This is a genomic window from Streptomyces sp. NPDC005402 (assembly GCF_040606575.1).
Taxonomy (GTDB): domain Bacteria; phylum Actinomycetota; class Actinomycetes; order Streptomycetales; family Streptomycetaceae; genus Streptomyces.
This window is the reverse complement of the sequence record NZ_JBEXFB010000008.1, coordinates 1-25,843: the sequence shown is the minus strand read 5'-3', so window position 1 is coordinate 25,843 and position 25,843 is coordinate 1. Positions and strand designations below refer to the sequence as shown.

The window sequence follows — 25,843 nt, the reverse complement described above, 5'->3', positions numbered from 1 at the left end:
GCCGCGTCATCCCGGAGTCCTGTCGCCGGTTCCCGTGCCGGGGGCGACGTGGCGGCCCCGGTCAGGTGTGCATCCGGCCATGCAGGGCGTCGTGACGTCGCAGTCTCCCGCCTCGGCCGCGTCTCCCGGCAGTCCGTCGCCGGGCGCTGTGCCGGCGCTCGCGGAGTAACGTGTCCGCGGCGCGCCGCTGTCTTCCGTCCCAGCTCCGAGTCGCGCCGCAACCCTGTATCGCAGGATCACCGTCGGGACGACGGAGTCACGTGTCCGTGCTCAGTGCCCGTGCCAGATAGGGCGCCGTAGCGCTACCCGCCACCGCGGCCACCTCGCCCGGGACTCCCGCCGCCACGATCCGGCCGCCCGCGTCCCCGCCGCCCGGCCCCAGGTCGATCACCCAGTCCGCGCCCGCCACGACCGACATGTCGTGTTCGACGACGATCACCGTGTGCCCGGCGTCGACGAGACCGTGCAGTTGGCGCATGAGGACCTCGACGTCGGCCGGGTGGAGACCGGTGGTGGGTTCGTCGAGGAGGTACAGGGTGTGGGCGCCGCGGACGCGCTGGAGTTCGTTCGCGAGCTTGATGCGCTGCGCCTCGCCGCCGGAGAGTTCGGTGGCGGGCTGGCCCAGGCGGAGGTAGCCGAGGCCGACGTCGAGGAGGGTGGCGAGACTGCGGGCCACGAGCGGGGTGTCCGCGAAGAAGTCCGCCGCCGACTCCACCGTCAGGTCGAGGACTTCGGCGATGTTCCGTCCCCGGTACGTCACTTCGAGCGTCGCGGGGTTGTACCGGGCCCCGCCGCAGTCCGGGCAGGGGGCGTAGGTACTCGGCAGGAAGAGCAGCTCGACGCTCACGAACCCCTCGCCCTGGCAGGTCTCGCAGCGTCCTCCCGCCACGTTGAAGGAGAACCGGCCGACGCCGTAGCCGCGTTCACGCGCCTCGTCGGTTGTGGCGAAGACCTTGCGCACGACGTCGAACAGGCCCGTGTAGGTCGCCAAGTTGGAACGGGGGGTGCGACCGATCGGCTTCTGGTCGACCGAGACCAGACGGCCCACCCCCTCCGACTCCTCCGTGATCTGGCCGACCAGTGTGGACTTGCCGGAGCCCGACACCCCGGTCACCGCGGTGAACACACCGAGCGGGAACTCGGCCGTCACTCCGCGCAGGTTGTGCCGGGTGACCGGACCCACCTTCAACAGGCCGCGAGGCGACCGCACTTCACGCCGCACCGCGGGGGAGAGGTCGAACAGGTACCGGGCGGTGGCGGACTCCTCGACCGCCGCGAGGCCGGCCACCGGGCCGCTGTGCAGCACCCGCCCGCCGTGCTCACCCGCCAGCGGTCCGACGTCCACCAGCCAGTCCGCGCCCCGCATGACGTCCAGGTGATGCTCCACCACGAACACCGAGTTGCCGGCCGCCTTCAACCGTGCCAGCACGGTGAGCAGGGCCTCGGTGTCCGCCGGGTGGAGTCCTGCGGAGGGTTCGTCGAGGACGTACACCACTCCGAACAGCCCGGACCGCAACTGGGTCGCGAGGCGCAGTCGTTGGAGTTCGCCCGCGGACAGGGTGGGGGTTGCGCGGTCCAGGCTCAGATAGCCGAGGCCGAGCTCGACGACGGGTGCGATACGGGACTTGAGGTCGTCGGTGAGGAAGCGCGCGGTCTCGTCCCGGCCGACCAGCAGAGCGGCCAGCTCGGTCAGCGGCAGTGCCGCGAGGTCGGCGATCGTGCGGCCCGCGAAGGTGACGGCCATCGCCTCCGGACGCAGCCTGCTGCCGCCGCAGACCGGGCACGGGGCCGAGACCAGGAACCGCTCGGCCTTCGCCCGGAGCGTCTGGCTCTTGGAGTCCGCGAACGTCTTCAGGACATAGCGGCGGGCACTCATGTACGTGCCCTGGTACGGGCGTTGGATACGGTCCGCGTCGCGCACCGGGTGCACCGTGACCACCGGCTGTTCGTCGGTGAACAGGATCCACTCCCGCTGGTCGGCGGGCAGTTCACGCCACGGCCGGTCCACGTCGTAGCCGAGCGCGTCGAGGATGTCCCGCAGGTTCTTGCCCTGCCAGGCGCCGGGCCATGCGGCGATCGCGCCCTCCCGGATCGACAGCGACGGGTCGGGCACCAGCGACTGCTCGGTCGTACGGTGGACGCGGCCGAGGCCATGGCACTCCGGGCAGGCGCCGACCGCCGTATTGGGGGAGAAGGAGTCGGAGTCGAGCCGTTCGGCGCCCGGCGGATAGTCACCGGCCCGGGAGAACAGCATGCGCAGCGAGTTCGAGAGATTGGTGACCGTCCCCACGGACGAGCGGGACGTCGGCGCCGACCGCCGCTGTTCGAGGGAGACCGCGGGCGGCAGCCCGGTGATCTCCCCGACCTTCGGCGCCCCCACCTGGTGGATCAGCCGGCGCGCGTACGGGGCCACCGACTCGAAGTACCGCCGCTGAGCCTCCGCGTAGATCGTCCCGAACGCCAGCGACGACTTCCCCGACCCGGACACTCCCGTGAACACGGCCAGCACATCCCGTGGGACATCGACATCGACACCCTTGAGATTGTGCTCACGGGCACCGCGGACGCGGACGTAAGGGTCGTGGGAGCCGTTCGGGTCGTGCATGAGAACGACTCTAACCGGAGGTGATCGTCGCCAGCCGCCGGTAGGACTCCAGCAGGGCCTCGCGGTCGTACGTGCTGGTCGTGACCAGGACCTCCTGCGCCCCCGTCTCCTTCAGGACCGTCTCCAGCTCGTGGGCGACCTGCTCCTCGGTGCCCGCGATGTGGCCGGCGAGCCCGGCTTCGTAGAAGCCCCGTTCCTTGGCCGTCATCGGGAGCGTCTCGACGCGCTCGGCGGGTGGCAGGGGCGGGAAGGTGCCGTGGGTCCGGGAGTACGCCATCGACCAGGCCTCCGGGATCAGCAGGCGGCGGGCCTCCTCGGGCGTGGCGGCGACCGCGATGGTGCCCGAGATGACGACGTACGGCTCGGACGCCCAGGGGGAGGGGCGGAAGTGGGCGCGGTAGTGGTCGATGCCGCGTTGCATCTTCTCTCGGTTCCTGAGGTCGCCGATGACCATCGGCAGGCCCGCGCGGGCCGCGATCGCGGCGCCCTCGCCCATGGCCAGCACGAAGGCCGGCACGGTCAGGCCCTCGGCCGGGCGGGCGTGCACGCCCGTCGGGGAGGTGCCGCGGAACCAGGCCAGCAGCTCCTCCAGCTGTCCGGCGAAGTCGTCGGCGTCGTCCTTGCCGCGGCCCAGCGCCCTGCGCACCCCGTCGGTGAAGCCGACCGAGCGTCCCAGACCCATGTCGATCCGGCCGGGGAAGAGGGACTCCAGCACCCCGAACTGCTCCGCGACGACAAGAGGTTGGTGGTTCGGCAGCATCACGCCACCGGTGCCGACCCGGATCGTGTCCGTGGCGGAGGCGACGGCGGCTGCCAGCACGGTCGGCGCGGAGCCCGCGACCCCCGGCACGCCGTGGTGCTCGGAGACCCAGAACCGGTGGTAGCCGAGCCCTTCCAGCTCCCGCGCCAGCCGGACGGTGTCCTGGAGTGCCTGCGCGTTCGTGCCGCCCTCGCGGGTGCGGGAGCGGTCGAGGACGGAGAAGCGGGTGGCGGCCATCAGGGAACTCACACAGGGTTCAACGCGTGACCGAAGGCGGTATTCCCCCGGAAAACCGGATGACCGCGATCGCCGCAGGTCAGCACAATGGACCGCGTGACCGTCCAGAACATCCTGCTCTCCGGCATCGTCGGCTCGACCGCGTACGGACTCGCCCGCGAGGGCTCCGACGTGGACCGGCTCGGCATGTTCGCCGCGCCCACCGAGACCCTGCTCGGCCTGCGCACGCCGAAGGAGTCCCACGTCACCACGGCACCGGACCGCACTCTCCACGAGGCGGCGAAGTGGTGCCGGCTCGCCCTGGGCGGCAATCCGACCGTCATGGAGCTGGTGTGGCTGCCGGACGAGCTGTACGAGGTGCGCACCCCGCTGGGCGACGAACTCATCGGCATCCGCGGGTCGTTCCTGAGCGCCCGGCGGGTCCGGGACGCCTATCTCGGGTACGCCGCCCAGCAGTTCCGGAAACTGGAGAGCCGCGACGGCGACCACCGCACCGCCAAGCACGCCCGGCACCTGAAGCGGCTCTGCCACCAGGGCCTGGAGCTGTACACAACGGGACGGCTCGCGGTGCGGATCGAGGGCCCCGAGGACTACCACCGCTTCGGGGACGCCGTCGCCGCCGACCCGGCCTCGGCCCGGTCGCTGCTCGCCCACTACGAGACCGCGTTCGCCGAGACCCGCAGTGTGCTGCCGGACCAGCCCGACGAGGCACCGGCCGAGGCGTGGCTGCGCCGGGTCCGCGCGGAGTTCTACGACACGGCCGCGTGAGCGTGGGTTTCCGTGGGCTCGTGGTCGCAGATGTCGTCGACTCCGTAGGTCTTGCAGGCGGGGAAGGGGTCCACGAGCGGGCGGTCCTCGCCCGGGGCCATGAGACAGGCCGCGAGAGCCTGGTGCAGAGCATCCGGCCGCAACTGCGTACCGATGAAGACGAGTTCCTGCGCGTACGGCGCCTCGGCGTCCCGCGCGGCCGACGGCTCGAACCGGGCCACCGAACCGGCCTGTGACCACAGCCCGGTCACCTGCGGGCGGTCGGCGAGCGCGAAGAAACCCTTCGAGCGCAGGACCCGTCCGTACGCTCCGCTGTCCAGGCCCTCGGTGACGAAGTCCCACAACCGCCCCGCATGGAAGGGGAGTTCGGAGCGGAAGACGGTGGAGGAGACGCCGTACTCCTCGGTCTCGGGCACGTGGAGCCCCGCCCGGTTGGTGAGGACATGGTTGAGGAGTGTCGTCTTTCCCGCTCCGAGGAAGCCGGAGAGAACCGTGACGGGCAGGAGGCGGTCGTACGGCATCCGGTCCTCAGCCCTCGGGGCGCAGCAGACGGCGCTCGTACGCCTTGACCAGGTGCTGCGGGACGAGATGCGCGACGCCGTCGATCGTGACCGGCACCAGCTGGGCGGGGGTGGCCTTCCACTGCGAGCGGCGGTGGCGGGTGTTGCTGCGGGACATCTTCCGCTTGGGGACAGCCATGGCGGGATCCTCTTCGGTGGCCTCGGTGGGTGAGCACCGAGGACGCTACATGAAAATGGATCCCATTAACAATCAGCGGCGGCGCCGGGACCGCACCCGGGCCTCCCTCGGCGGCTCGATGAACTGCAGCTCCAGCGTCGGCGGCGGCTCGGCCACCCCCGGTCCGCCCGCCGCCGCCCACCGCACGACCTCCTCGGTGCCGTCGTCGTCCATGACGAACCCGATCCACGCGGCCTTGGCACCCGCCCGGCGCCCGGCCGCCGAGGGCCGCACGACGATGACGTTCGCCTGGTCGCAGGGGCCCAGGCAGTCGGTCGTACGGACCTGGAAGCCGTGCTCCGCCGCTCCGGCCCGCAGCAGCTCCAACTGCCAGGCGTGGTCGGTGCCGGGGTGTTTGCGGGCGTCGCCGCAGCAGCAGCCCCGGCACACGACGAGGGTGCAGGAGCCGGAGCCGGTCAAAAACGTACGGGGCGTCGGAGGCATGGGAGAAGCATGCGGCCTGCACTGATCACGGAGCGCGGGCGGGGTACCCCTGGGGCTAGAAGCGCGCTCCGACGGCCGCCCCGCTCCGAGGCACCAGGAAGGACGGAGCCGACGGCGGCGAACCGTCGGCCGCCCGCGCCCCGGTCACGGCCGCCGGGTCCGTGCTCAGCGCCGACGAAGCGTTCCAAGTACCGCCCAGATTCCAGGAGTTGCCGCTGGAGACGGTCGCCGAGCCCAGTGCGGCCGCCTTGGTGTCGGCGACGGACAGGTTCGCGGTCAGCCGGGCCGTGCCGCCCGCGACGTCGGCGTCGAAGCCGGTGCCACCGTTGGCCCACGTCGTGTCGCGGGTCAGAGTGAGGGCGCCGGTGTTGCCGTTGTCCGTGACGCCGTGCGCCGCGTTCTTGAAGGCGACGGAGTTGCGCAGGGTGTGCGCCACCGCCGGTGCCGGACTGCCGCCGCCGAGCTTGAAGCCGTTGCCGTCGCCCGCGAAGTCGGGGAAGTTCCAGCGGTTGAAGCCGTTGCCGTACGCGATCGTGTCCTCGATGACGACCGGCGAGGTGAACTTCCAGTCGTCGAAGCCGTCGTCGACGTTGTTCCACAGCCGGGCGCCCCGGACGACGTTGCCGGAGCCCGCACCCTCCTTGATGGCGAGGCCGTCCGCGCTCTCGCCGTTCTTGCGCGGGTCACGGTTGGCGTAACTGTCCAGGTCCAGGATCTGGTTGTCGCTGGAGGCGCCCTGGAGCTGGAAGCCCGACTCGTAGTTGTCGTGGGTCTTGAGGCGGGCGAAGACGTTGCCCTTGCAGCCGTCGCAGTACACCCCGTACGGCCCGTTGACGATCTCCAGGTCGGAGATCCGCCAGTAGGAGGCCTCCTGGTGGATCGCCCCGCGCTCGGCCCGCGGGATGCTGCCGCCCACCGGGGTGTGGCTCGCGGCCAGCTGCTCGCCGTCGATCACGACCCGCTCACCCTGGTAGGCGCCGAGGGTGATGGGCTGGGACGCGGTGCCCGAGGCGGCGATGGTGATGTTGTCAGTGAGGGCGTACGTCCCCGCGCGCACGGCGATGGTGTCGCCGGGTTTCGCCAGGTCCACGGCCCGCTGGACGGTGCGCAGCGGGCGGTCGAGGGTGCCCGGGGCGGTGTCGTTCCCGTTCGTCGCCACGATCAGGGTCGTCGGCGCCGCGGATGCCTCGGTCGCCGGCAACGCCGTCATCAGGACCGCGCTCACCGCCGCCGCCGTCCAGATGGTCCTGTTCACGCGCATGGGGTCTCCCGCCTCGGCCCGACTGCTCTGTCGGCAGGCAGTGGTCACCCGGGGCGGGAAGGTTGCCGGGTCTAGGGTGGGTGAGGTGACCGACTACAAGCGCCCGCTCGCCGTGTTCGACCTGGACAACACCCTGGCCGACACGGCCCACCGGCAGCGGTTCCTGGAGGGCAGGCCGCGCGACTGGGACGGCTTCTTCGCGGCCGCGCCCGAGGACCCGCCCATCCCGGAAGGCATCGCGCTGGTGCTGGAGAGCGCCGGGGAGTGCGAGATCGTCTACCTCACCGGACGGCCCGAGCGCTGCCGACGCGACACGCTCGCGTGGCTCACCGCGCAGGAGCTCCCCGAGGGGCGCGTGTACATGCGGCGCAACGACGACCGGCGGCCCGCCCGGCGCACCAAACTGGAGATCCTGAAGCAGCTCGCCCGCACCCGGGAGATCCGGGTCCTGGTGGACGACGACGAGCTGGTCTGCGAGGACGCTCGACGGGCCGGATTCGCTGTCGTACGGGCGCACTGGACCGCCCCTTCCGCGACGCTGGAGGTGGCGCAGGAGCGGGAGGGGCGGACGTGAGCGGCTGAGGGCCTTCAGCCGCCGCGGCGGGCCGTCGGTCGGACTCGTCCGTTCGGCGGGCCGTCAGTCGGACTCGTCCAGGCGGAAGCCGACCTTCAGTCCCACCTGCCAGTGCAGGATCTGTCCGTCCTCGATCTGGCCCCGCACCTGGGTCACCTCGAACCAGTCGAGATTGCGGAGGGTCTGCGAGGCACGGGAGATGCCGTTGCGGATCGCCTGGTCGACGCCGTCCGGCGAGGTGCCGACGATCTCGGTCACCCGGTAGGTGTGGTTCGTCATGGTTCCACCGTGCCCCAGGCGGCGGCGGAGCGCGAGTGGTCCGGCGGTTCATCGAGGGGCGAACCCCGCCTATCTTGAGCCCATGGACGGTATGCCGCGAGACATTCCTGCCCCCACCACCGACAATCCGCTGCGCAGGCTCACCTTGGAGCAGCTCCGGCGTCGTACGAGCATGAAGTGGCGGACGTACCCGGAGGACGTCCTGCCGCTGTGGGTCGCCGAGATGGACGTCCCCCTGGCCGAACCGGTCGCGCGGGCCGTCCGGGACGCGGTGGCGCTGGGAGACACCGGGTACCCGGTCGGGACGGCCTACGCCGAGGCGCTGGCCTCGTTCGCGAGTGCGCGGTGGAGCTGGGACGGGCTCGCGGTGGAGCGTACGGCGATCGTCCCGGACGTGATGCTGGGCATTGTCGAGATGCTCAAGCTGGCCACCGGACCCGGTGATCCGGTGGTCGTCAACTCGCCCGTGTACCCGCCCTTTTACCAGTTCGTCGGGAACATGGACCGCAAGGTCGTCGAGGCTCCGCTCGGTGCGGACGGCCGGATCGACTTCGAGGTCCTGGAGGACGCCTTCGCGCGGGTCCGCAAGGGCGCGGCCCGGCCCGCGTATCTGCTGTGCAGCCCGCACAACCCGACCGGGACCGTGCACACCGCAGAGGAGCTGGCGGAGGTGGCGGCGCTGGCGCGGACGTACGGGGTGCGGGTCGTGGCCGACGAGATCCACGCCCCGGTCATCGCGGCGGGCGCCACGTTCGTCCCCTACCTGAGCGTTCCCGGCGCGGGGAGCGGGCTGTCGCTGATGTCGGCGTCCAAGGCGTGGAACCTGGCCGGGATCAAGGCCGCCGTGGCGATCGCCGGGCCCGACGCGGCCGACGACCTCGCGCGCCTTCCCGAAGAGGTCGGCCACGGTCCCAGCCATGTCGGCGTCCTCGCCCACACCGCCGCGCTGAGGGACGGCGGCGCCTGGCTCGACGCCCTGCTCACCGGCCTCGACGACAACCGCCGGCTGCTGGCCGCACTGCTCACCGAGTCGCTGCCCGCCGTGCGCTACGAACCGGCCGAGGCCACCTTCCTGGCCTGGCTGGACTGCCGCGCGCTGGAACTGGGCGACGATCCGGCGGCCGTCTTCCTGGAGCGCGGCCGGGTCGCCCTGAACTCCGGTCTTCCCTTCGGTACGGGAGGCGCCGGCTTCGTCCGGCTGAACCTCGCGACTTCGCCCGAGCTGATCACGGAGGCGGTACGGCGGATGGCCGCGGCCCTGGACCGACGCTGACGGACCGGCACTGACGGGGGGCCGGGGCGAACCGGCCCCCCGTGCAGCGTCCCGCTACTTCACCACGCTCAGCGACAGCGCGAACCGGCCCTCGCTGTCCGTCCACCAGTGCGCCAACTCCAGTCCTGCGGCGGACAGTTCGCCACGGACGCCCTCCTTGCGGAACTTCGCCGAGATCTCGGTGTGGAGCTCCTCGTCCGCCGCGAAGTCGACGGCCAGGTCCAGCGCCGGGACCTTCACGGTCTGGTCCGTACGGGAACGCAGCCGCATCTCGATCCACTCGTTCTCGGCGTCCCACAGGGCCACGTGGTCGAAGGCACCGGGATCGAAGTCGGCACCGAGCTCGCGGTTGACGACGGTCAGGACGTTCTTGTTGAACGCGGCTGTCACCCCGGCCGCGTCGTCGTACGCCCTGACCAGCACGTTCTCGTCCTTGACCAGGTCCGTACCGAGGAGCAGCGCGTCACCGGGGGAGAGCAGGGAGCGCACGGAGGAGAGGAACATGGCGCGTTCGGCGGGCAGCAGGTTGCCGATCGTGCCGCCGAGGAAGGCCACCAGGCGCGGGCCCGGCGTCCCCGGCAGGGACAGACCGCCCGTGAAGTCGGCGATCAGCGCGTGCACGCTCAGCTCCGGCCGCTGCGCGATGAGCGCGTGACCGGCCTGAGTGAGGGCACTCTCGCTGACGTCGACCGGCACGTACGTGTGCAGCCCGGGCAGCGCGTCGAGCAGATACCGGGTCTTCTCCGAGGAGCCGGAGCCCAGCTCGACCAGGGTGCGGGCGCCGGTCGCCGCGGCGATCTCGCCGGAGCGCGCGACGAGGATCTCCCGTTCGGCGCGGGTCGGGTAGTACTCGGGCAACTCGGTGATCTGATCGAAGAGTTCGCTGCCGTGGGCGTCGTAGAACCACTTCGGCGGCAGTGTCTTGGGCGTGTGCGTCAGGCCCTTGAGGACGTCGGCGCGCAGCGCGGCCTCGGTGGCGTCCTCGGGCAGGGTGCGGGTCAGCAGGAACGGACTCACGTGCGGGACTCCTCGAGTGGTTCCAGGGACGGTTCCTTGAGCGGCGTGAGCAGGACGTCGGTGCGGCTCGCTACGAGCAGCGTGCGGTCGGGGACCTCTTGCCAGTGCGGATCGTCGTCGTACGGCTCGGAGGCCACGACCGTGCCCAGGTCTGGGCGCCGGAGGTACCAGAGGGTGTCGCCCCAGGCGGTCGCGGCGATGGACTCGCCGTCGGTCAGCAGGAGGTTGAGCCGGGAGCCGGGGGCCGCCTCGGCGACCTCCAGGACCGTGTCCGCGAGCGCCTGGCCGGCCGCGTCGCCGGTCCGCAGCCGGTTCAGGACCAGCGCCCAGACGAACGCCGAGTCGTTGCGGGCCTCCATCGACAGCAGGTCCGCCGGGGACAGGGCGGCGGTCAGGGGGGCCAGTGAGCCCGGCCAGCCCTTCACGGCGCCGTTGTGGCTGAACAGCCAGGGCCCGGAGGCGTAGGGTGCCGCGGCGGCCTCGGCGTCGGCTCCGGCCAGGGTCGCGTCCCGTACGGCGGCCAGGACCGCCGTGCTCTTCACGACCCGTGCCAGGTCCGCGAAGGACAGGTCCGCCCAGATGGGGCCGGCCCGTCGGTACCGTGCCGGGGCCGGGTCGCCCTCGGCGTACCAACCGACCCCGAAACCATCGGCGTTGACGGTGCCGTACCGCTGCCGACGTGGTGCCCACGACTGGCGGTAGAGGCTGTGCGGGGGCTCCACGAGAAGCCGGCCGAGCGGCTCCTCGGGCCCCAGACAGGCGAGATGACGGCACATCAGAGGACCCCCGCGGAACGGGCCGTGCGGAAGCCGGAGAAGATCTGCCGCCGGATCGGATAGTCCCAGTTGCGGAACGTGCCCCGGCAGGCCACCGCGTCGACGGCGAACGAACCGCCGCGCAGCACCTTGTGGTCGGGGCCGAAGAACACCTCCGAGTACTCCTTGTACGGGAACGCCTGGAACCCCGGGTAGGGCTCGAAGTCGCTCGCCGTCCACTCCCACACATCGCCGATCAACTGTCGTACCCCGAGCGGGGATTCGCCCTCCGGGTAGCTTCCGGCGGGGGCGGGGCGCAGGTGCCGTTGGCCCAGGTTGGCGTGTTCCGGTGCCGGGTCGGCGTCGCCCCACGGGTAGCGCGTCGAGCGGTCACCGGCCGGGTCGTGACGGGCCGCCTTCTCCCACTCCGCCTCGGTCGGCAGCCGCCGGCCGGCCCAGCGGGCGTAGGCGTCGGCCTCGTACCAGGACACGTGGACCACCGGCTCGTCGGGCGGCACGACCTCGGTGACGCCGAAGCGGCGCCTCAGCCACTGCTTGCCGTCACGGCTCCAGAACAGCGGGGCGTGGATGGAGTGCCCGCGGATGTGCGCCCACCCGGCCGGGGCCCACCAGCGCTCGTCGTCGTAGCCGCCGTCCTCGATGAAGGCCTGGTACTCGGCGTTCGTCACCGGAGTCGTGTCGATGTAGAAGGAGTCCACCTCCCGCCGGTGCGCCGGGCGTTCGTTGTCCAGTGCCCATGGCTCGTCGGAGGTGCCCATGGTGAAGGGGCCGCCGGGCACGAGGACTTCGGCCGGGCCGGTGAACAGCGGGGCGGGCTCCGGGTCCGAGGCGGTCAGGGCCTGGGGGCCCTTGCGGAGCTGATGGGTGATCAGCATCGTCTCGTCGTGCTGCTGTTCGTGCTGCGCGATCATCCCGAAGACGAACCCGGCCTCGGTGAGCCGCGTTCCGTGCAATGCGGTGCCCTCCAGGATGTCCAGCACCCGCCCACGTACCTCGGCCGCGTAGCGCCGGGACTCGGCGGGCGAGAGCAGGGGCAGCGTGGGGCGCTCGGAGCGCGGGTGCTCGAAGGCGTCGTAGATGCCGTCGATCTCGGGCCGTATCGCCTCCTGCCGGCCGACGGTCCGCAGCAGCCACTGCTCCTCCTGGTTGCCGATGTGGGCGAGATCCCACACGAGCGGCGACATGAGCGGCGAGTGCTGGGCGGTCAGGTCGGGGTCCTCGACACAGCTGGTGAGGAGCGTCGTACGGTCCCGGGCGGTGACCAGGGTGGTCACGGCCCGCTCGCGGAAGGCCTCGGGATCGCCGGAAGGATCGGCCGAAGGGGTGACGGAGGAAGCGGCGGACGGGTGGGTCATGTGCGGATTTCCTTCCCGAGCGAACCGTGCGTCCGGTCCAGCAGATCGTCCGCGGGGCAGCGGCCCCGGATCACATAGCGGTGCAGATACGTTTCGACGGCGTCCGTGACCTCGGGCGTGGCGCCCAGTCGCGGCAACGCCTCCAGCGCGGCCCCGAAGCACGCGATCGCCGCCTCGTGCAGCTCGGGGTCGGTCAGGCCGTGGCGGGCCGCGTCGATCCACAGCGGATTGTGCGGCGCGGGCAGCGACAGGGTGCGCTCGGCCAGTGGCTTCACCACCCGGTAGGCGGTCTCGGCGGTCTCCGGGTCGTCGAAGAGTGCCGCCGTCACCGCGAGCGGGACGATCCAGCCGTCCTCGCCGGGCTGGGCGTCGATCATGCGCAGTTCGAGATGGCCGCGCGGCCGGACCGGCGGGAACAGGGTCGAGACGTGGTAGTCGAGATCCTCCCGCGTCGGCTGCCGGGGCACACCCGACCTGGCCCACTCCCGGAAGGTGAGCCCCTCCGGGACGTCCCAGGGGCCGCTGCCCCGCCGTATGCACATCACGGGCGCGTCCAGGACGTGCCGGGCCCAGGCGGTACGGGGGTCGGCGTCCAGGGCCGGGCCGCCGGCCCGGCCCTTGCCGATCTCCGTCCACAGCAGCTGGCGGGTGGAGAGCCAGCCGGTGGGTTCGGACCCGGCGAGGGGGGAGTTGGCGAAGGCGGCCACCAGGACCGGGCCCAGCTGGTGTGCGAGCCACCAGCGGCGTCCCAGACCGAGGGGGCCGGGTTCCTCGTGACCGGCGTCCACGCACACCTGCACGGAGGCCGAGGTGCACATCATCGCGCGGCCCGCCGGGCCGGTCCGGTCGAGGCAGGTCTCCAGGGCGTCGTAGCGCGGTTCGTGCAGATACCTGCGGGGCGGGTGCCAGGGGTCGTGGCCGATGCCGACGAGGCCGAGTCCGTGCTCGGCGAGGGCCGCCCGGACGGCGGTGAGGTCGGCGGAGACGGTACCGATGCACTCCATCAGGGAGTCGGCGGGCTGCGAGCTCAGCTCCAGCTGACCGCCGGGTTCGACGGTGAGTGCCGACTTCAGGGGCACGGTCCGCAGTGCGGCGTAGGCCGCCGCGAGTCGTTCGGGTGTGACGGGGAGCCGCGGGCTGCGCAGCTCGTGGACGAGCCATTCCACTTCCACCCCGATGCGGCGGGGCGGGCCGGTCTTGAAGCAGATGCCGCGGACCAGGGCCTCGAGCTCTGCTTCGGGGAGCGACGTACGTGGCTTCGTACAGTCGCCTCGTGAATCGGACATGTCGGGATCCTCCTGAGATTCCACCATGCCACCGGTCCGGTGATCAGGGTGGGTCGGACCGGCAACGCTCGTCCCACCCAAGACCCTCATCTCGTTCCGCACAAGGGGGCACATCCGCCCATCGAGGGTCGTGGATCTCCGTTTTCCCGGGGTTTCCGAGGCGTTTTCCGGCTGTGCCACGCGCCGGAAAATCTGTTGCACCTCGTGACGCGCATCGCCCACGATTCCTGCATGGGTACGACGGGGGAGGCCGCGCGGCGTGCGGTCATGGCGCTCACGGGGGTGGCGCCATGAGCGCGCGTCTGCGCGGGATCGCGCAGGAGACGGAACAGATCGTCGCGGCGGGGCACTATCGCGCGCCGGACGGGCGCGAGGTCGTCGTGGCCGACGAGGTCGAGGCGGCGCGAGCGGGAACGCGGATGTACGGACTGGGACCCGTGGAGGTGCCGGCCTTCGCCGCGGTGGACACGTTCTTCGAGGTCACGGGGGAGAGCAGCCTGGAAGCGGCCCGTCGGCTCGGCGGCCGGACGGCCGTGCTGAACTTCGCCTCGGCCCGCAACCCGGGCGGCGGGTATCTGAACGGCGCCCAGGCCCAGGAGGAGGCCCTGTGCCGGGCTTCCGCGCTGTACACCTGCCAGCTGCGGGCCCGCGAGTTCTACGACCACCACCGGGCCCACCGCGATCCGTTCTACACGGACCGGGTCATCCACTCACCGGCCGTGCCGGTGTTCCGTGACGATCACGGCCGTCTGCTCGACGCACCGCACCTCGTGGGTTTCCTGACGGCGGCCGCCCCGAACGCCGGGGTGGTGCGGCGCACGGCACCCGAGCGGGCCGCCGAGCTGCCGAGGGCCCTCGCGGCGCGCGCCGAGCGGGTCCTGTCGGTGGCCGTTGCGGAGGGCTACCGACGGCTCGTGCTGGGCGCCTGGGGCTGCGGGGTCTTCCAGAACGACCCCGCGCAGGTGGCGGGGGCGTTCCGGGCACTGCTGGAGCCTGGCGGACGGTTCGCCGGCGCCTTCGAGCAGGTGGTGTTCGGGGTGCTGGACCGGACGCGGGGCGCGGTGGTCCGAGAGGCGTTCGTACGGGCGTTTCCGCAGCGACTGCTGCGGACGGGCTAGCTGTCAGGTCCAGCCGTACCGCTCGTGCAGCCGCTGCCTGACCAGGTTGAACCGCCCTCGGTCCAGCGCGCACGCCTCCCGGCGCATGCCCTCCTCGTGGAGGCGCAGGACGCGGTCGACGTCCACCCAGGAGTCCCGGCCGGTGCGATCCCAGGGACCGCTGCCGATCGGCACCCACTCCCGGTCACCGTCGTGCCGCTTGCTCGACAGTTGCACGGCGAGGAAGCTGCCGGCCGCCTCCCGGGCGACCACGAGCACGGGACGGTCCTTGCCGCGTCCGTCGTTCTCCTCGAAGGGCACCCAGGTCCACACGATCTCCCCGGGATCGGGGTCGCCGTCGTGCGCGGGGGAGTACTCGGTGCGCACCCGGCCGACCTCGCGGGGATCGGCCTCGGTGGTGGCGGTGGCGCCGAAGCGGCCGGGGACGTTCTCATCGGTAAACGCAGTCACGGGGGCACCTTATGGTGTCCGCCGAACCGGGGAGCAGTACGGTCGGTCGGATGAACGAAGCAGCGGGCGCGGTCACTTTCGTGTGGCTCGGTATGGTGCTGGCGATCTCCTTCCTGGAGGCGCCGCTGAAGTTCCGTGCGCCGGGAGTGACGATTCAAGTCGGCCTGGGGATCGGCCGCCTGGTCTTCCGGGCCCTGAATCTGGTGGAGAGCGTCCTGGCGGCCTCGGTGGTCGTGCTGGTCGCCGTCGGCGACGCACAGGCGCGGGTCATCGCGTGGACCGTGGCTCCGATGGTGTTTCTCGTCGGTCAACTCGCCGTGGTCCGACCCCGGTTGAACCGCCGCTCCGACCGTGTCCTGGCCGGCGAGGACCTGCCCCGCTCGCGCGGTCACCTCGTCTACATCGTCTTCGAGGGCGCGAAGGTCCTCGTCCTGATCGCCCTGGGTGTCACGCTGCTCGCGCGGTGAACGTGGGCGGTCCGGGACCCTTTGCTCCAAAGGTCCCGGACCGCCTGCCTTTTTACTCCTGAACCGGCACCTTCTGGGTGTGCGGCGGTGTCGCGACCCCGTTGAGGGACGTCCCGTTCGGAGTCTGCCCGTTCTGGTTCATCGACGCGAGCAGCTGACGTGCCAGACCCAGCCCGGTGCCGCCCATGGTCAGCGCCTTGGCGAGCATGTCCGCCATGCCGTCGGCGCCGTTGAGCACCACCATGTTGTCGACGTTGCCGAACGCGGACGCGCCGGCCTTGACGATCTCCGGCCAGTTCTCGGCGAGTTGCTGGGCGACGACCGCCTCCTGGTTCTCGGCGAGAGCGGCGGCACGGGCCTTGATGGCCTCCGCCTCCGCGAGACCCTTCGCCTTGGCCGCCGCGGCCTCCGCGAGACCCCTGGCCTGAGCCGCCGCGGCCTCCGCCTCACCGGTGGCCCGGGTCGACGCCGCCATGGCCGTACCGCGGGCCTTGGTCGCCTCGGCCTCGGCACTCGCGGCCGCCTTGACCCTGGTGGCCTCGGCCGCCGCGGCGAGCTCGGTCTCCTTCGCCTTGGCCTCGGCCCCGGAGATCCGCGCGTCCCGCTCGGCCTCGGCGAGCGTGCGCTTCTCGTAGGCCTTGGCGTCCGCCGGCTTGCGGACGTCGGCCTGGAGCTGCTGTTCGCGGCGGTGCGCCTCGAGTTCGGCGACCCTGGTCTCCTGGACGACGACCTCCTGCCGGGCGGCGGCGTCGGCGAGGGGACCGGCCTGGCGCGCCTTGGCGCCCGCCTTGTCCCGCTCGGCCTGGTAGCCGGCCTGGAGGATCTCGCTGTCCCGGGTGGCCTGCGCCATCCGTGCGAACGACTGCTGCTCGGCCTCGGTGGCGAGCCGGTTCGCCTCCGCCTGCGCGATGCGGGCGTCCCGCTGGACGGCCGCCGCGTGCGGCATCGCCAGGTTCTGGATGTACCCGGTCGGGTCCTCGATCTCGTGGATCTGCAGGGAGTCGACGATGAGCCCCAGCTTCTCCATCTCCGTGCCGCAGGCGGCCCGGGTCTGCCCGGTGAGCTTCTCCCGGTCGCGGATCATGTCCTCGACGGTCAACCCGCCGACGATGGACCTGAGATGACCGGCGAACACGTTGTGCACCCGCTCCGACATCAGCTTCTGCTGGTCGAGGAAACGACGCCCCGCGTTGGCGATCGACACGAAGTCGTCGCCGACCTTGAAGATGACCACGCCCCGCACCTTGAGCGGAATGCCCTGGTGGGTCACGCAGTCCACATGCAACTCGGTCTCGTTCAGGTCGAGCGAGAGCTTGCGCACCGCCTGCACACCGGGCAGCACCAGAGTGCCGCGCCCGGTGACGATGCGGAATCCCATGCCCGCTTCGAGCCCCTCGGTCTTGTGGTTGGAGCCCGAGATGATCAGTGCCTCGTTGGGTTCCGCGACACGCCACATCAGTTTGAACAGACCGATCACAACGGCGATGGCAGCTACGGCCACCCCCGCAACGACGCCGACGATCATCGGCATACGCCCCCTTTGGATGGTGCCCTTTCGGCACCGAACGAAGGGAGTGTGCGCCTGTTGGAGGCCGGGGTGAAGACGCTGACGAATCCTTGTCGAAACCTTGATACAAACGCCTCTCACCTGCGCGTCGGCAGGCTCAACTGTCGTACGCCGCCTGTACGTAGACCGTCCTCGGCGGCAGGTACTCCACCACCATCACCACCGTGCCCCGGTCGATCCGGTCCGTACCGGTGGCGGGGTAGGCGAGGAAGTGCTCGGCGCCGCCCCGCACCCGGACGATCACCTCACCGACGAGCCCCGGCCCGATCGTCCCCGTGACCCGCCCCATGAGCCCGACCATCGACGCATCGTCCATGGTCACAGGGTACGGGCCGGGACACTCACGCGGCCGGTGAATCCGCGCTGACATGAGGCTCCGGCCAGAGCTCGTGCCAGCGCAGCTCCGCCTCCAACTGCGCCGCGAGCGACAGCAGCAGCGGCTCGCTGTTCGCCGGGCCGAGCAACTGTGCCCCGACCGGCAGCCCCCCGCCGACGAACCCGGCGGGCACATTGACCCCGGGCCACCCCAGCACGTTCCAGGGCCAGGCGTAGGGACAGGCCGCGATCATCGCGCGGTCCGTGGCCAGCCCGCCCAGCTCCAGCATCGCCCCGATGCGCGGCGGGGGAGCGGCGGTGGTCGGGGCGAGGACGACGTCGTACGACGTGAAGAACCCGCCGATACGGCGGTGCAGGACCGCCTCCGCGCGCCGCGCCACCCGCAGCGGAATCCCGCCGAGCAGCCCGCCGAGCCGGGCCGCGTCCCGGGTGCGGCGGTCGAGGAGCGCGGGGAAGGGCGTCTCGCGGACCCGCTCGGCGATACCGGCCGTGGCGCGCGGGACGAAGGTGAGTCCGATCTGCCCGTACGGCGGATCCGCCTCCTCGACCGTGTGCCCCAAGTCGCCGAGTTTCCCGGCGAGTTCGACGATCCGTGTCCGCACCTCCGGCTGGAGCCGGGCGGGTAGCGCGGTGAACGGCGGTTTCAGGGCGAGCGCGATGCGCAGCCGGCCCGGGTCGCGGCCGACCGCCGCCAGGGCGTCGACGGCGGGTGGGCGGTGCGGATCGAGGACGTGGTTGCCGCTCGCCGCGTCGAGGAGAAGGGCCGCGTCGGAGACCGTGCGGGCGAGCGTGCCGTTGACGGTGATGCCCTGGAAGGACTCGCCGCGCGGCCAGGTGGAGATGCGGCCGCGCTGCGGCTTGATGCCGACGAGATGGGTCCAGGAGGCGGGGATCCGTACCGAACCGGCCCCGTCCGAGCCGAGGGCCGCGGGCACGAGACCGGCGGCGACGGCCGCGGCGGACCCGCCGGACGAGCCGCCCGGCGTGTGCTCCGGGCTCCATGGATTGCGGGTCGCGCCGAAGGCGGGGCCCTCGGTGAACGGCCACTGTCCGAACTCGCAGGTGTTGGTCTTGCCGACGATCACGGCGCCGGCCGCGCGCAGCCGCCGCACCGCCTCGCCGTCCCTGGCGACCGCCGGGAACTCCCCCTGACAGCCGAACGCGGTGGGCTCACCGGCCACGTCCATGTCGTCCTTGACGGCGACGGGCACTCCGAGGAGCGGTTTGCGTACTCCGGCGGCCAGTTCCCTGTCCGCCGCCTCGGCCTCGGCGAGCGCGGCTTCCGCCCGTACGACCCGGAAGGCGTTGAGGGAGCCCTGGGACGCCTCGATCCGCGCAAGGGTCTGCTCGACGAGGGCTCGAGAGGTGATCGTGCCGTCGGCGAGGGCGTGGGTGGTCTCCGTCAGACCTGCGGAACGGTCGTGCGTCATACGGGGCACCTCCGGGACGACATTGCCTACCGAACGGTAACGTCGGAAAGCGCTTCGCCGGAACGTCCCTGGCGGGAGCGGCGTTTCCTCGGCCGCCACAGCAGCCTCGAAGGGCCCGTCCGTTCCTGCGTAAAGCATTGACTCGTGTATGCCTCAGCTCTACCTTCTGATCGACTTTCCGAACTTCGTTCGGGATACCGGACGTTCGGACGTCAGAGTCGCTTCTTGTTCCTGTTCGAGGGAGAGCCGCCGTGACCACACGACCCCCCACGCCGTCCCGCCGCACCCTGCTGCGCGCGATGGCGGCCCTGCCCGCCTCAGCCGTCCTGCTGGGCGAACTGCCCGGCGCGGCCTTCGCCGCAGCCCCGCCCAGCGGCTCGGCCACCCGCTACACGATCGTGCCGTTCCTCAACAGCAACGACGGCACCGTGAACGTCTACCAGTCGGACGACGCCACGGACTTCCGGCTGCTCAAGTCCTCCGCCTACACACCGCCCAGCAACAGAATCCGCGACGCGAGCGTCTTCAAGCACACCGACGGCTACTACTACCTCACCTACACGACCCACACCTGGCAGGACGTCAGCACCAAGATCGGCTTCGCGCGGAGCTCCGACCGGGCCAACTGGACGTTCCTGTACGACTACACGGTCCCGATCGCCAACCTGTCCCGCGCGTGGGCGCCGGAGTGGTTCGTCGACAGCGACGGCAGTGTGAACGTCATCGTGTCCTGCTCGGTCACCAGCAACGAGTGGATCTTCACGCCGTACCGGCTGAAGGCGGCCAACTCGGCGCTGACGGCATGGAGTTCACCGGTGGCACTGTCCGGGATCGGCTCCAACCACATCGACACGTACATCGTGAAGACCGGCTCGACGTACCACGCCTTCACGAAGAACGAGACGACGAAGTACATCGAGTACGCGACGGCCTCGTCCCTGACGGGCCCCTACACGATCTCCAGGACCGGCGACTGGGCGGGCTGGGGCAGCTACCGCGAGGGCCCGTCCGTGATCCAGCTCGACAACGGCGGCTGGCGGATCTTCTTCGACGGCTATGGCGACGGGAACTACTACTACAGCGACAGCTACGACTCGTTCGCCACATGGTCGGCCCCGACCGCCCTGCCGGTGGTCTCCGGCACCGCCCGCCACTTCACGGTCATCAAGGAGACGGTGTCCGGCGGCCCCTCGCTCGCCAAGAACGTCACGCGGTCCTTCCAGTCGGCCAACTACTCCACGCGGTACTGGCAGACCCAGTCCTCGCTGCTCAACCTCCCGGTGGTGACCGGCTCCAGCACGGCTGCCGAGAAGTCGGCGGCCACCTTCACGGTCGTCGCGGGCCTCGCCGACTCGAACGGCTACTCCTTCCGCGACTCCTCCGGCAACTACCTGCGCCACTGGGACTTCCGCGGCCGCTTCGACGCCAACGACGGCACATCCACCTTCGCCAAGGACGCCACGTTCATCGCCCGTACGGGTTCGTCCTCGGGCGCGATCCGCTGGGAGTCGTACAACTATCCCGGGTACTACCTGCGCCACTACAACTACCAGCTCCGGGTGGACCGGACAGCGGGGACGGATCTGTTCCGGCAGGACAGTTCGTTCGTGCCGGTGGCCGCCTGGGGGTGAGCCGGGAACCTGGTCAGGCGTGAGAGAGGGCGAAGGAGACCAGGAAGCCGCACACGGTGATCAGCCCGATGGCCAGGTGGGCGTTCTCGAACGCCTCGGGGATCATCGTGTCGGCGATCATGGCGAGGATCGCGCCGGCCGCCACAGCGGTCACCACGGCGATCAGGGCGGGGGAGAAGGAGCCGACCACCGTGTAGCCGAGGACGGCCGACACGGTGCTCGCGGCGGCGATCGCGGCCCAGACGCCGAAGACGTAGCCCTTGGTGCGGCCGGCCTTCTTCATCCCCGCCGAACTGGACAGCCCCTCGGGCACGTTGCTGATGAAGACCGCTGCCACGGTCACCAGGCTGACCGCACCGCCGTCGAGGAGACTGACACCGATCACCGCGGACTCCGGCACCCCGTCGAGCAGCGCGCCGAGCGCCAGCGCCATCCCGGAACCGCCCTGCTGGGCCTCCGAGGGCTGCGCCGCGGACTGCTGGTGACCGGAGCGCTTGCGGTGCCGGGCACCACGCCGGGCCAGCCACACGTTGCCCGCGGTGTACGCCAGGGCGCCGATGAGGGTGCCGACGGCCGCGGGAGTGAGTCCTGCCTGGTCGTACGCCTCCCCGACCAGTTCGAAGGAGACCGCTGACAACAGCACTCCGGCGCCGAAGGCCATCACGGTCGCGATCATCTTCTGCGGAACCCGCAGCCCGTACCCCAGCGCGGCGCCGAGCAGCAGTGCCGAGCCCGCCACCAGCCCCCACAGTCCAGCCTGTACCCATTCAGCCATGCCGAGGCGTGTACCCGCTCTGGATGTGGATCAACAGGTGCCGCTGACCTACGGGGTCTTGAGCGGTGAGCATGCCTCTGACCAGGCAACACGGCCGGGTCAGGTGAGTGGGCGAAGATGCGGGGAAGAAGGTGCGGCAGCCGATGGGAGGTTGTTGTGGAGGGTGGAGATCTGGAACTGGGCGAGCTGCTGGCCGCTGCGGAAGCGGCCCCGCCCAGCGAGTCCGTGGACGTGGTGGCACGCGATCTGCAGAAGCGGCTGGGCGCCGAGCAGGTGTCGTTCCTCTTCGTCGACCTCATCGGTCAGCGGCTGGTACGCCTCGCCGCGGCCGGCGCCGACGTCACGGACGACGCGGAGCCGGTCGACCTGCAGGACAGTGTCTACGACACCGTGCTGCGCAGCCAGCGCCAGCATGTGGAACCGGACGGCCAGGGCGGACAGCGCGTCATCACGCCGGTCACCAACCGCGGCGACTGCATCGGCGTCCTGGAGGTGAGCCTGCAGGCCGCCGACGACACCGTGCTGCGGCAGGTCGGCGACGCTGCACACGCACTGGCCTACATCATCGTCACGGACGGCCGCTTCACCGACCTGTACCACCTGAGCCGGCGCACCACCGAGACCAGCCTGGCCGCGGAGATCCAGCACCAGCTGCTCCCCTCGGCCCCCTGCTGCGAGGCGGCCCAGTTCACCCTCGCCGCCGGCCTGGTGCCGGCCGACGACATCGGTGGCGACACCTACGACTACACCCTCGACCGCGACACCCTGCATCTGTCCGTCACCGACGCGATGGGGCACGACACGAACTCCGCTCTGCTGGCCACCCTGCTGGTCGGCGCGCTGCGGCGGGCGCGCCGCAGCGGCTGCGACGCCCTCAAGCAGGCCGACCACGCCCACCAGGCCCTGCTGCACCACAGCCGCGGGCTGGCCACCGGGCAGTTGCTGTGCATCGACCTGGAATCGGGACTGTGCGAACTGGTCAACGCCGGCCACCCCTGGCCGCTGCGGCTGCGTGACGGCATCGTCGAAGAGATCAAGCTCGCCGTCAACCTGCCGTTCGGTGTGGCGGCACCCGCCTCCTACCAGCTCCAGACACTGCAACTGCGCCCCGGAGACCGCCTGATCCTGCTCACCGACGGCATGCTGGAACGCGGTGCCGCGGCGGCCGATCTGGCCTCGGTCATCCGCGACACCGCCGACCTGCACCCGCGAGAGTCCGTCCGCGCCCTGACCGCCGCGGTGCTCGAGGCCTGCCACGGCAGCCTCCGGGACGACGCCACGGTCATGATGCTCGACTGGTACGGCGATCGCCCTAGACCGGACGGAACGAGACCGGACCCGCAGCACTGATCGGCAACGGTCCGGTCGTCGCGTCGGTCGTGAACTCGGGTCGCAGTTCGGTCGGGGTGAGTGTGAACAGCGGGATGAGGGCGACTCGGCTCAGGAGAGGTTGGGGATACAGCCTCTCGGTGGTTCTTCGCCGACCTCGGTCGGCGAAGAACCTTCGCGACCGTGGCGTAGGTCAGGGCTTCAGGGCCTGCTCGAGCGTGGGATGGCAGGCGATGACGGTGTCCAGGCCGACGAGCTGGACCACCCGTGTCACCGACTCGCGGGCGGCGGCCAGGCGCAGCCACCCCCGGGCCGCGCTGACCTGGTGGTGGACATGGACGAAGACATTGATGCCGGTGGAGTCCAGGAAGGTCACGCCGCTGAGGTCCGCCACGACACGAGGTGCCAGACCGTCGTCGGCGCCGCCCTCGGGCAGCAGCGCCGCCGTCAGCGCCTCCTTGACGTCGTGGTCGATTTCTCCGCGCAGGGTCACCACGCGAATGCCGTCGACAGTGGAGTGCGCGATGTGCAACCGCTCCGGTCGGCCTGTTGGCGATATGTCGGTCACCGTTCCTCACCTGAGACCAGGCTGCCCGAGGCAGCGTCCGGGGACGATTGTGCCGCACCACCGAGGCCGGTGGCACCGGGCCGCACATCCCGGACATCGCCTGTAGCGTGCATGCGGATGCGACCTGGTGGGCACCCGGGCGGGGAGAACGGGAGGAAACGGGTGATGCTGGTGGGCTCGCAATCCGAGGACGGGGACTGTACCGGGAGCGGTGCCCACCCGATACACGTCAACTTCGCCTTGACCGGAGACGACGGATGCATCGCCCGGGCCCGGGACCACGCCACCGGCTTCCTCACCCGGCTCCGGGAGGAGCACGGCCTGGTTGTCTCCCCCCGCACCGTGGGGACGACCCAGCTCATCGTCAGCGAGCTTGTCACCAACGCTCTCAAGTACGCCCCCGGACCGGTGTTCATGGAGCTGCGCATCACCGGCTCCAGGGTGGAGATCGTCGTCTCGGACAGCAATCCCACCATGCCGTCGGCGCAGCCCACCGGTGCGGACCGCGTCGGCCAGCACGGCCTCGAGATCGTCAGGGCCGTGACCCAGTACCTCGACATCCAGCGACAGACGGTCGGCAAGCGCATCACCGCCCGCATCGCCCTGGCCGACATGGCTGCCGCCGACCCTGGCGACCGCGATGCGCCGTAGCACCGCACCAGGCACCCCGAAGTCCCTCGCCCGTTGGACCAGGTCGCGACAGGCCCCTCACCGCAGCTGAACCCGACACCGCCTCCGCCCTCCGAGGACACGGCGCCGCCACCGCGACAGCCCGAGACGCTGTAGCCCGACCCGTTCAGCGGGGCGACCATGTCGACCTTCCCGCCTGCGATCGGCCGGCCCTTGCCCTCGGCGGGGGACCCGTCCGAAGAGCCGGAGGAACACGCCGTGAGAACCGCGAACGCGCGAGCGACAACAGCGGCGGCGACGGCGCTGGACGACGTCCTTCTCCGCATCATGCGGGCCATTGCCCCGAGGACGGAACCGCGCCCCCACGCGCGTCCGCGCCGCCCCGGCAGGGGAGAATGAGGCCCGTACCCAACGGTCGACCCTTGCGGAGGAGCGGGAAATGCAGAACGCGCGAGCGGGGCAGGTCGCCGGGCCCGATGACCTGATCGATGTGGCCCGTCTGGTCACGGCGTACTACACGCTGCACCCCGACCCGGCGGAACCGGGACAGCGGGTGGCCTTCGGCACCTCGGGACACCGCGGTTCGGCCCTCGCGGCGGCCTTCAACGAGGACCACATCGCGGCCACCAGCCAGGCCATCTGCGAGTACCGCGCCGCCCAGGGCACCGACGGCCCCCTCTTCCTCGGTGCCGACACCCACGCCCTGTCCGAGCCCGCTCGGATCACGGCACTGGAGGTGTTCGCGGCCAACGACGTGACCGTCCTCATCGACCAGGCCGACGGCTACACGCCCACCCCCGCCGTCTCGCACGCCATCCTCACCCACAACCGGCACCGGACCTCGGCGCTCGCCGACGGAGTCGTCGTCACCCCCTCGCACAACCCGCCGGCCGACGGCGGCTTCAAGTACAACCCGCCGAACGGCGGCCCCGCCGGTTCCGAGGCGACCTCCTGGATCCAGGACCGCGCCAACGAGATCATCACCGGCGGCCTGAAGGACGTACGACGCATTCCCTACGCCCGCGCTCTCGCCGCCCCCGGCACCGGCCGCCACGACTTCCTCGGCGCCTACGTGGCCGACCTGCCGAACGTGCTGGACCTGGAGGCGATCCGGTCCGCCGGAGTGCGCATCGGCGCCGACCCGCTGGGCGGTGCCTCGGTCGCCTACTGGGGCCGGATCGCCGAAGAACACCGGCTCGACCTGACGGTGGTCAATCCGCTCACCGATCCCACCTGGCGTTTCATGACGCTCGACTGGGACGGCAAGATCCGCATGGACTGCTCGTCGCCGTACGCCATGGCCTCGCTCATCGAGCAGCGCGACCGGTTCGACATCGCCACCGGCAACGACGCCGACGCCGACCGGCACGGCATCGTCACGCCGGACGCGGGCCTGATGAACCCCAACCACTACCTGGCCGTGGCCATCTCGTACCTGTTCTCGCACCGCCAGCAGTGGCCCGCGGGAGCCGGGATCGGCAAGACCCTGGTGTCGTCCGGCATGATCGACCGGGTCGCCGCGGACCTGGGGCGGACGCTGGTCGAGGTTCCCGTCGGCTTCAAGTGGTTCGTGGACGGTCTGTCCGACGGCACGATCGGCTTCGGCGGCGAGGAGTCGGCCGGCGCGTCCTTCCTGCGCCGCGACGGCTCGGTGTGGACCACCGACAAGGACGGCATCATCCTGGCCCTGCTCGCCTCCGAGATCACGGCGGTCACCGGCAAGAGCCCCTCACAGCACTACGCCGAGCTCACCGACCGCTTCGGCGCCCCCGCCTACGCGCGCGTCGACGCCCCGGCCTCCCGCGAGGAGAAGGCCCTGCTCGCCAAGCTGTCCCCGCGCCAGGTCACCGCCGACACCCTCGCCGGTGAGCCCGTCACCACGGTCCTCACCGAGGCGCCCGGCAACGGCGCCGCCCTCGGCGGCATCAAGGTGGCCACCGCCAACGCCTGGTTCGCGGCCCGCCCCTCGGGCACCGAGGACGTCTACAAGATCTACGGGGAGTCGTTTCTCGGCCAGGACCATCTGAGCCGGGTCCAGGAGGAGGCCAGGGCCGTGGTGCTGGCGGCACTGAACGCCTGACCCGCAGTCCGAGTTCGATCCCCGGCCCGCGGGCCATCGCGAACTACGGCGACTCGGGGGAGAGTTCAGGCAGCTTCCTGTCCAACTCG

At 71.2% G+C, this 25,843-nt stretch carries 25 protein-coding genes and 2 pseudogenes; 9 read left to right on the top strand and 18 right to left on the bottom strand.

Going from position 1 to position 25,843, the window contains the following annotated elements; genetic code table 11:
• Window positions 1-256: 256 nt before the first annotated feature.
• The gene (locus ABZT02_RS17225) at window positions 257-2,605 is read right to left on the bottom strand and encodes an excinuclease ABC subunit UvrA (protein ID WP_356018685.1); all 2,349 of its coding nucleotides are present in this window, start codon (window positions 2,603-2,605) and stop codon (window positions 257-259) included.
• A gap of 10 nt (window positions 2,606-2,615) precedes the next feature.
• Window positions 2,616-3,614, bottom strand: coding sequence for an LLM class flavin-dependent oxidoreductase (locus tag ABZT02_RS17220; RefSeq protein WP_356018684.1), 999 nt, complete (start codon window positions 3,612-3,614; stop codon window positions 2,616-2,618).
• Window positions 3,615-3,698: 84 nt separating this feature from the next.
• On the opposite strand from ABZT02_RS17220, the gene ABZT02_RS17215 reads away from it, so the two are divergent.
• The gene (locus tag ABZT02_RS17215; protein WP_356018683.1) at window positions 3,699-4,370 is read left to right on the top strand and encodes a nucleotidyltransferase domain-containing protein; all 672 of its coding nucleotides are present in this window, start codon (window positions 3,699-3,701) and stop codon (window positions 4,368-4,370) included.
• Here ABZT02_RS17215 and ABZT02_RS17210 read toward each other — a convergent pair.
• The 5 genes and pseudogenes from ABZT02_RS17210 to ABZT02_RS17190 all read right to left on the bottom strand — a co-directional run.
• Window positions 4,352-4,795, bottom strand: a pseudogene (locus ABZT02_RS17210) (GTP-binding protein); the annotation flags it as partial. The gene ABZT02_RS17215 and the pseudogene ABZT02_RS17210 overlap by 19 nt on opposite strands.
• A gap of 3 nt (window positions 4,796-4,798) precedes the next feature.
• Window positions 4,799-4,891, bottom strand: a pseudogene (locus tag ABZT02_RS17205) (GTP-binding protein); the annotation flags it as partial.
• A gap of 7 nt (window positions 4,892-4,898) precedes the next feature.
• Entirely contained in the window at window positions 4,899-5,069 is a 171-nt protein-coding gene (rpmF, locus tag ABZT02_RS17200; RefSeq protein WP_356018682.1) for a 50S ribosomal protein L32, read from the bottom strand.
• Between the two features lie 72 nt (window positions 5,070-5,141).
• A complete protein-coding gene (locus ABZT02_RS17195) occupies window positions 5,142-5,552 on the bottom strand; it encodes a (2Fe-2S) ferredoxin domain-containing protein (protein ID WP_356018680.1) in 411 nt (136 codons plus the stop codon).
• A gap of 55 nt (window positions 5,553-5,607) precedes the next feature.
• Window positions 5,608-6,813, bottom strand: a complete 1,206-nt coding sequence (locus tag ABZT02_RS17190; protein WP_356018679.1) for a right-handed parallel beta-helix repeat-containing protein — start codon at window positions 6,811-6,813, stop codon at window positions 5,608-5,610.
• Between the two features lie 85 nt (window positions 6,814-6,898).
• Here ABZT02_RS17190 and ABZT02_RS17185 point away from each other — a divergent pair, with 85 nt between their 5' ends.
• Window positions 6,899-7,387 carry a hypothetical protein gene (locus tag ABZT02_RS17185; protein WP_356018678.1) on the top strand — a complete coding sequence of 163 codons (489 nt, stop codon included), beginning with the start codon at window positions 6,899-6,901 and terminating at the stop codon, window positions 7,385-7,387.
• A gap of 63 nt (window positions 7,388-7,450) precedes the next feature.
• Here ABZT02_RS17185 and ABZT02_RS17180 read toward each other — a convergent pair whose 3' ends face one another.
• Window positions 7,451-7,666, bottom strand: a complete 216-nt coding sequence (locus tag ABZT02_RS17180; RefSeq protein ID WP_037902226.1) for a dodecin — start codon at window positions 7,664-7,666, stop codon at window positions 7,451-7,453.
• A 91-nt stretch (window positions 7,667-7,757) separates the two neighbouring features.
• On the opposite strand from ABZT02_RS17180, the gene ABZT02_RS17175 reads away from it, so the two are divergent.
• The gene (locus tag ABZT02_RS17175; protein ID WP_356019001.1) at window positions 7,758-8,939 is read left to right on the top strand and encodes a MalY/PatB family protein; all 1,182 of its coding nucleotides are present in this window, start codon (window positions 7,758-7,760) and stop codon (window positions 8,937-8,939) included.
• 54 nt (window positions 8,940-8,993) lie between these two features.
• Here the strand turns inward: ABZT02_RS17175 and egtD are convergent, their stop codons facing one another.
• The 4 genes from egtD to egtA are packed head-to-tail and all read right to left on the bottom strand — an operon-like array spanning window position 8,994 to window position 13,373.
• On the bottom strand, window positions 8,994-9,956 hold the full coding sequence (gene egtD, locus ABZT02_RS17170; RefSeq protein WP_356018676.1) for an L-histidine N(alpha)-methyltransferase: 963 nt from the start codon (window positions 9,954-9,956) through the stop codon (window positions 8,994-8,996).
• Window positions 9,953-10,732, bottom strand: a complete 780-nt coding sequence (gene egtC, locus ABZT02_RS17165; protein ID WP_356018675.1) for an ergothioneine biosynthesis protein EgtC — start codon at window positions 10,730-10,732, stop codon at window positions 9,953-9,955. Before egtC ends, egtD begins: the two co-directional genes overlap by 4 nt.
• Window positions 10,732-12,087, bottom strand: coding sequence for an ergothioneine biosynthesis protein EgtB (gene egtB / locus ABZT02_RS17160; protein WP_356018674.1), 1,356 nt, complete (start codon window positions 12,085-12,087; stop codon window positions 10,732-10,734). Before egtB ends, egtC begins: the two co-directional genes overlap by 1 nt.
• Window positions 12,084-13,373 carry an ergothioneine biosynthesis glutamate--cysteine ligase EgtA gene (gene egtA, locus ABZT02_RS17155; protein ID WP_356018673.1) on the bottom strand — a complete coding sequence of 430 codons (1,290 nt, stop codon included), beginning with the start codon at window positions 13,371-13,373 and terminating at the stop codon, window positions 12,084-12,086. The genes egtB and egtA overlap by 4 nt, the downstream gene beginning before the upstream one ends.
• A gap of 290 nt (window positions 13,374-13,663) precedes the next feature.
• Here egtA and ABZT02_RS17150 point away from each other — a divergent pair, with 290 nt between their 5' ends.
• Window positions 13,664-14,491: a TIGR02452 family protein gene (locus ABZT02_RS17150; RefSeq protein ID WP_356018671.1), complete on the top strand. Its 828-nt coding sequence runs from the start codon at window positions 13,664-13,666 to the stop codon at window positions 14,489-14,491.
• A gap of 3 nt (window positions 14,492-14,494) precedes the next feature.
• On the opposite strand, the gene ABZT02_RS17145 is transcribed toward ABZT02_RS17150, so the two are convergent.
• Entirely contained in the window at window positions 14,495-14,941 is a 447-nt protein-coding gene (locus tag ABZT02_RS17145; protein ID WP_031058547.1) for a type II toxin-antitoxin system PemK/MazF family toxin, read from the bottom strand.
• 50 nt (window positions 14,942-14,991) lie between these two features.
• On the opposite strand from ABZT02_RS17145, the gene ABZT02_RS17140 reads away from it, so the two are divergent.
• Window positions 14,992-15,408 carry a hypothetical protein gene (locus tag ABZT02_RS17140; RefSeq protein WP_356018670.1) on the top strand — a complete coding sequence of 139 codons (417 nt, stop codon included), beginning with the start codon at window positions 14,992-14,994 and terminating at the stop codon, window positions 15,406-15,408.
• Window positions 15,409-15,460: 52 nt separating this feature from the next.
• Here ABZT02_RS17140 and ABZT02_RS17135 read toward each other — a convergent pair whose 3' ends face one another.
• The 3 genes from ABZT02_RS17135 to ABZT02_RS17125 form a co-directional block, all read right to left on the bottom strand.
• On the bottom strand, window positions 15,461-16,939 hold the full coding sequence (locus ABZT02_RS17135; protein ID WP_356018668.1) for an SPFH domain-containing protein: 1,479 nt from the start codon (window positions 16,937-16,939) through the stop codon (window positions 15,461-15,463).
• A gap of 133 nt (window positions 16,940-17,072) precedes the next feature.
• Window positions 17,073-17,291 (bottom strand): hypothetical protein, encoded by a 219-nt coding sequence (locus ABZT02_RS17130; RefSeq protein WP_356018666.1) that lies wholly within the window; start codon window positions 17,289-17,291, stop codon window positions 17,073-17,075.
• A 25-nt stretch (window positions 17,292-17,316) separates the two neighbouring features.
• The gene (locus ABZT02_RS17125; protein ID WP_356018665.1) at window positions 17,317-18,741 is read right to left on the bottom strand and encodes an amidase; all 1,425 of its coding nucleotides are present in this window, start codon (window positions 18,739-18,741) and stop codon (window positions 17,317-17,319) included.
• Between the two features lie 251 nt (window positions 18,742-18,992).
• On the opposite strand from ABZT02_RS17125, the gene ABZT02_RS17120 reads away from it, so the two are divergent.
• Complete coding sequence (locus ABZT02_RS17120; protein ID WP_356018664.1) at window positions 18,993-20,372, top strand: glycoside hydrolase family 43 protein; 1,380 nt, start codon at window positions 18,993-18,995, stop codon at window positions 20,370-20,372.
• 13 nt (window positions 20,373-20,385) lie between these two features.
• On the opposite strand, the gene ABZT02_RS17115 is transcribed toward ABZT02_RS17120, so the two are convergent.
• Complete coding sequence (locus tag ABZT02_RS17115) at window positions 20,386-21,147, bottom strand: ZIP family zinc transporter (RefSeq protein ID WP_356018663.1); 762 nt, start codon at window positions 21,145-21,147, stop codon at window positions 20,386-20,388.
• 156 nt (window positions 21,148-21,303) lie between these two features.
• On the opposite strand from ABZT02_RS17115, the gene ABZT02_RS17110 reads away from it, so the two are divergent.
• Window positions 21,304-22,497: a PP2C family protein-serine/threonine phosphatase gene (locus ABZT02_RS17110; protein ID WP_356018662.1), complete on the top strand. Its 1,194-nt coding sequence runs from the start codon at window positions 21,304-21,306 to the stop codon at window positions 22,495-22,497.
• Window positions 22,498-22,669: 172 nt separating this feature from the next.
• Here the strand turns inward: ABZT02_RS17110 and ABZT02_RS17105 are convergent, their stop codons facing one another.
• On the bottom strand, window positions 22,670-23,044 hold the full coding sequence (locus tag ABZT02_RS17105; protein WP_356018660.1) for an STAS domain-containing protein: 375 nt from the start codon (window positions 23,042-23,044) through the stop codon (window positions 22,670-22,672).
• A gap of 240 nt (window positions 23,045-23,284) precedes the next feature.
• Here ABZT02_RS17105 and ABZT02_RS17100 point away from each other — a divergent pair, with 240 nt between their 5' ends.
• The gene (locus tag ABZT02_RS17100; protein ID WP_356018659.1) at window positions 23,285-23,695 is read left to right on the top strand and encodes an ATP-binding protein; all 411 of its coding nucleotides are present in this window, start codon (window positions 23,285-23,287) and stop codon (window positions 23,693-23,695) included.
• A 418-nt stretch (window positions 23,696-24,113) separates the two neighbouring features.
• The gene (pgm, locus tag ABZT02_RS17095; protein ID WP_356018658.1) at window positions 24,114-25,754 is read left to right on the top strand and encodes a phosphoglucomutase (alpha-D-glucose-1,6-bisphosphate-dependent); all 1,641 of its coding nucleotides are present in this window, start codon (window positions 24,114-24,116) and stop codon (window positions 25,752-25,754) included.
• Window positions 25,755-25,843 lie beyond the last annotated feature (89 nt).

Bases quoted from the DNA above. Each gene is read 5' to 3' on its own strand.
- ABZT02_RS17175 (WP_356019001.1), top strand. From the start codon at position 7,758: ATGCCGCGAGACATTCCTGCCCCCACCACCGACAATCCGCTGCGCAGG.
- rpmF (WP_356018682.1), bottom strand. From the start codon at position 5,069: ATGGCTGTCCCCAAGCGGAAGATGTCCCGCAGCAACACCCGCCACCGC.
- ABZT02_RS17225 (WP_356018685.1), bottom strand. From the start codon at position 2,605: ATGCACGACCCGAACGGCTCCCACGACCCTTACGTCCGCGTCCGCGGT.
- egtC (WP_356018675.1), bottom strand. From the start codon at position 10,732: ATGTGCCGTCATCTCGCCTGTCTGGGGCCCGAGGAGCCGCTCGGCCGG.
- egtA (WP_356018673.1), bottom strand. From the start codon at position 13,373: ATGTCCGATTCACGAGGCGACTGTACGAAGCCACGTACGTCGCTCCCC.
- ABZT02_RS17125 (WP_356018665.1), bottom strand. From the start codon at position 18,741: ATGACGCACGACCGTTCCGCAGGTCTGACGGAGACCACCCACGCCCTC.
- ABZT02_RS17140 (WP_356018670.1), top strand. From the start codon at position 14,992: ATGAACGAAGCAGCGGGCGCGGTCACTTTCGTGTGGCTCGGTATGGTG.
- pgm (WP_356018658.1), top strand. From the start codon at position 24,114: ATGCAGAACGCGCGAGCGGGGCAGGTCGCCGGGCCCGATGACCTGATC.
- ABZT02_RS17115 (WP_356018663.1), bottom strand. From the start codon at position 21,147: ATGGCTGAATGGGTACAGGCTGGACTGTGGGGGCTGGTGGCGGGCTCG.
- ABZT02_RS17190 (WP_356018679.1), bottom strand. From the start codon at position 6,813: ATGCGCGTGAACAGGACCATCTGGACGGCGGCGGCGGTGAGCGCGGTC.
- ABZT02_RS17135 (WP_356018668.1), bottom strand. From the start codon at position 16,939: ATGCCGATGATCGTCGGCGTCGTTGCGGGGGTGGCCGTAGCTGCCATC.
- ABZT02_RS17150 (WP_356018671.1), top strand. From the start codon at position 13,664: ATGAGCGCGCGTCTGCGCGGGATCGCGCAGGAGACGGAACAGATCGTC.
- egtB (WP_356018674.1), bottom strand. From the start codon at position 12,087: ATGACCCACCCGTCCGCCGCTTCCTCCGTCACCCCTTCGGCCGATCCT.
- ABZT02_RS17130 (WP_356018666.1), bottom strand. From the start codon at position 17,291: ATGGACGATGCGTCGATGGTCGGGCTCATGGGGCGGGTCACGGGGACG.
- ABZT02_RS17195 (WP_356018680.1), bottom strand. From the start codon at position 5,552: ATGCCTCCGACGCCCCGTACGTTTTTGACCGGCTCCGGCTCCTGCACC.
- ABZT02_RS17180 (WP_037902226.1), bottom strand. From the start codon at position 7,666: ATGACGAACCACACCTACCGGGTGACCGAGATCGTCGGCACCTCGCCG.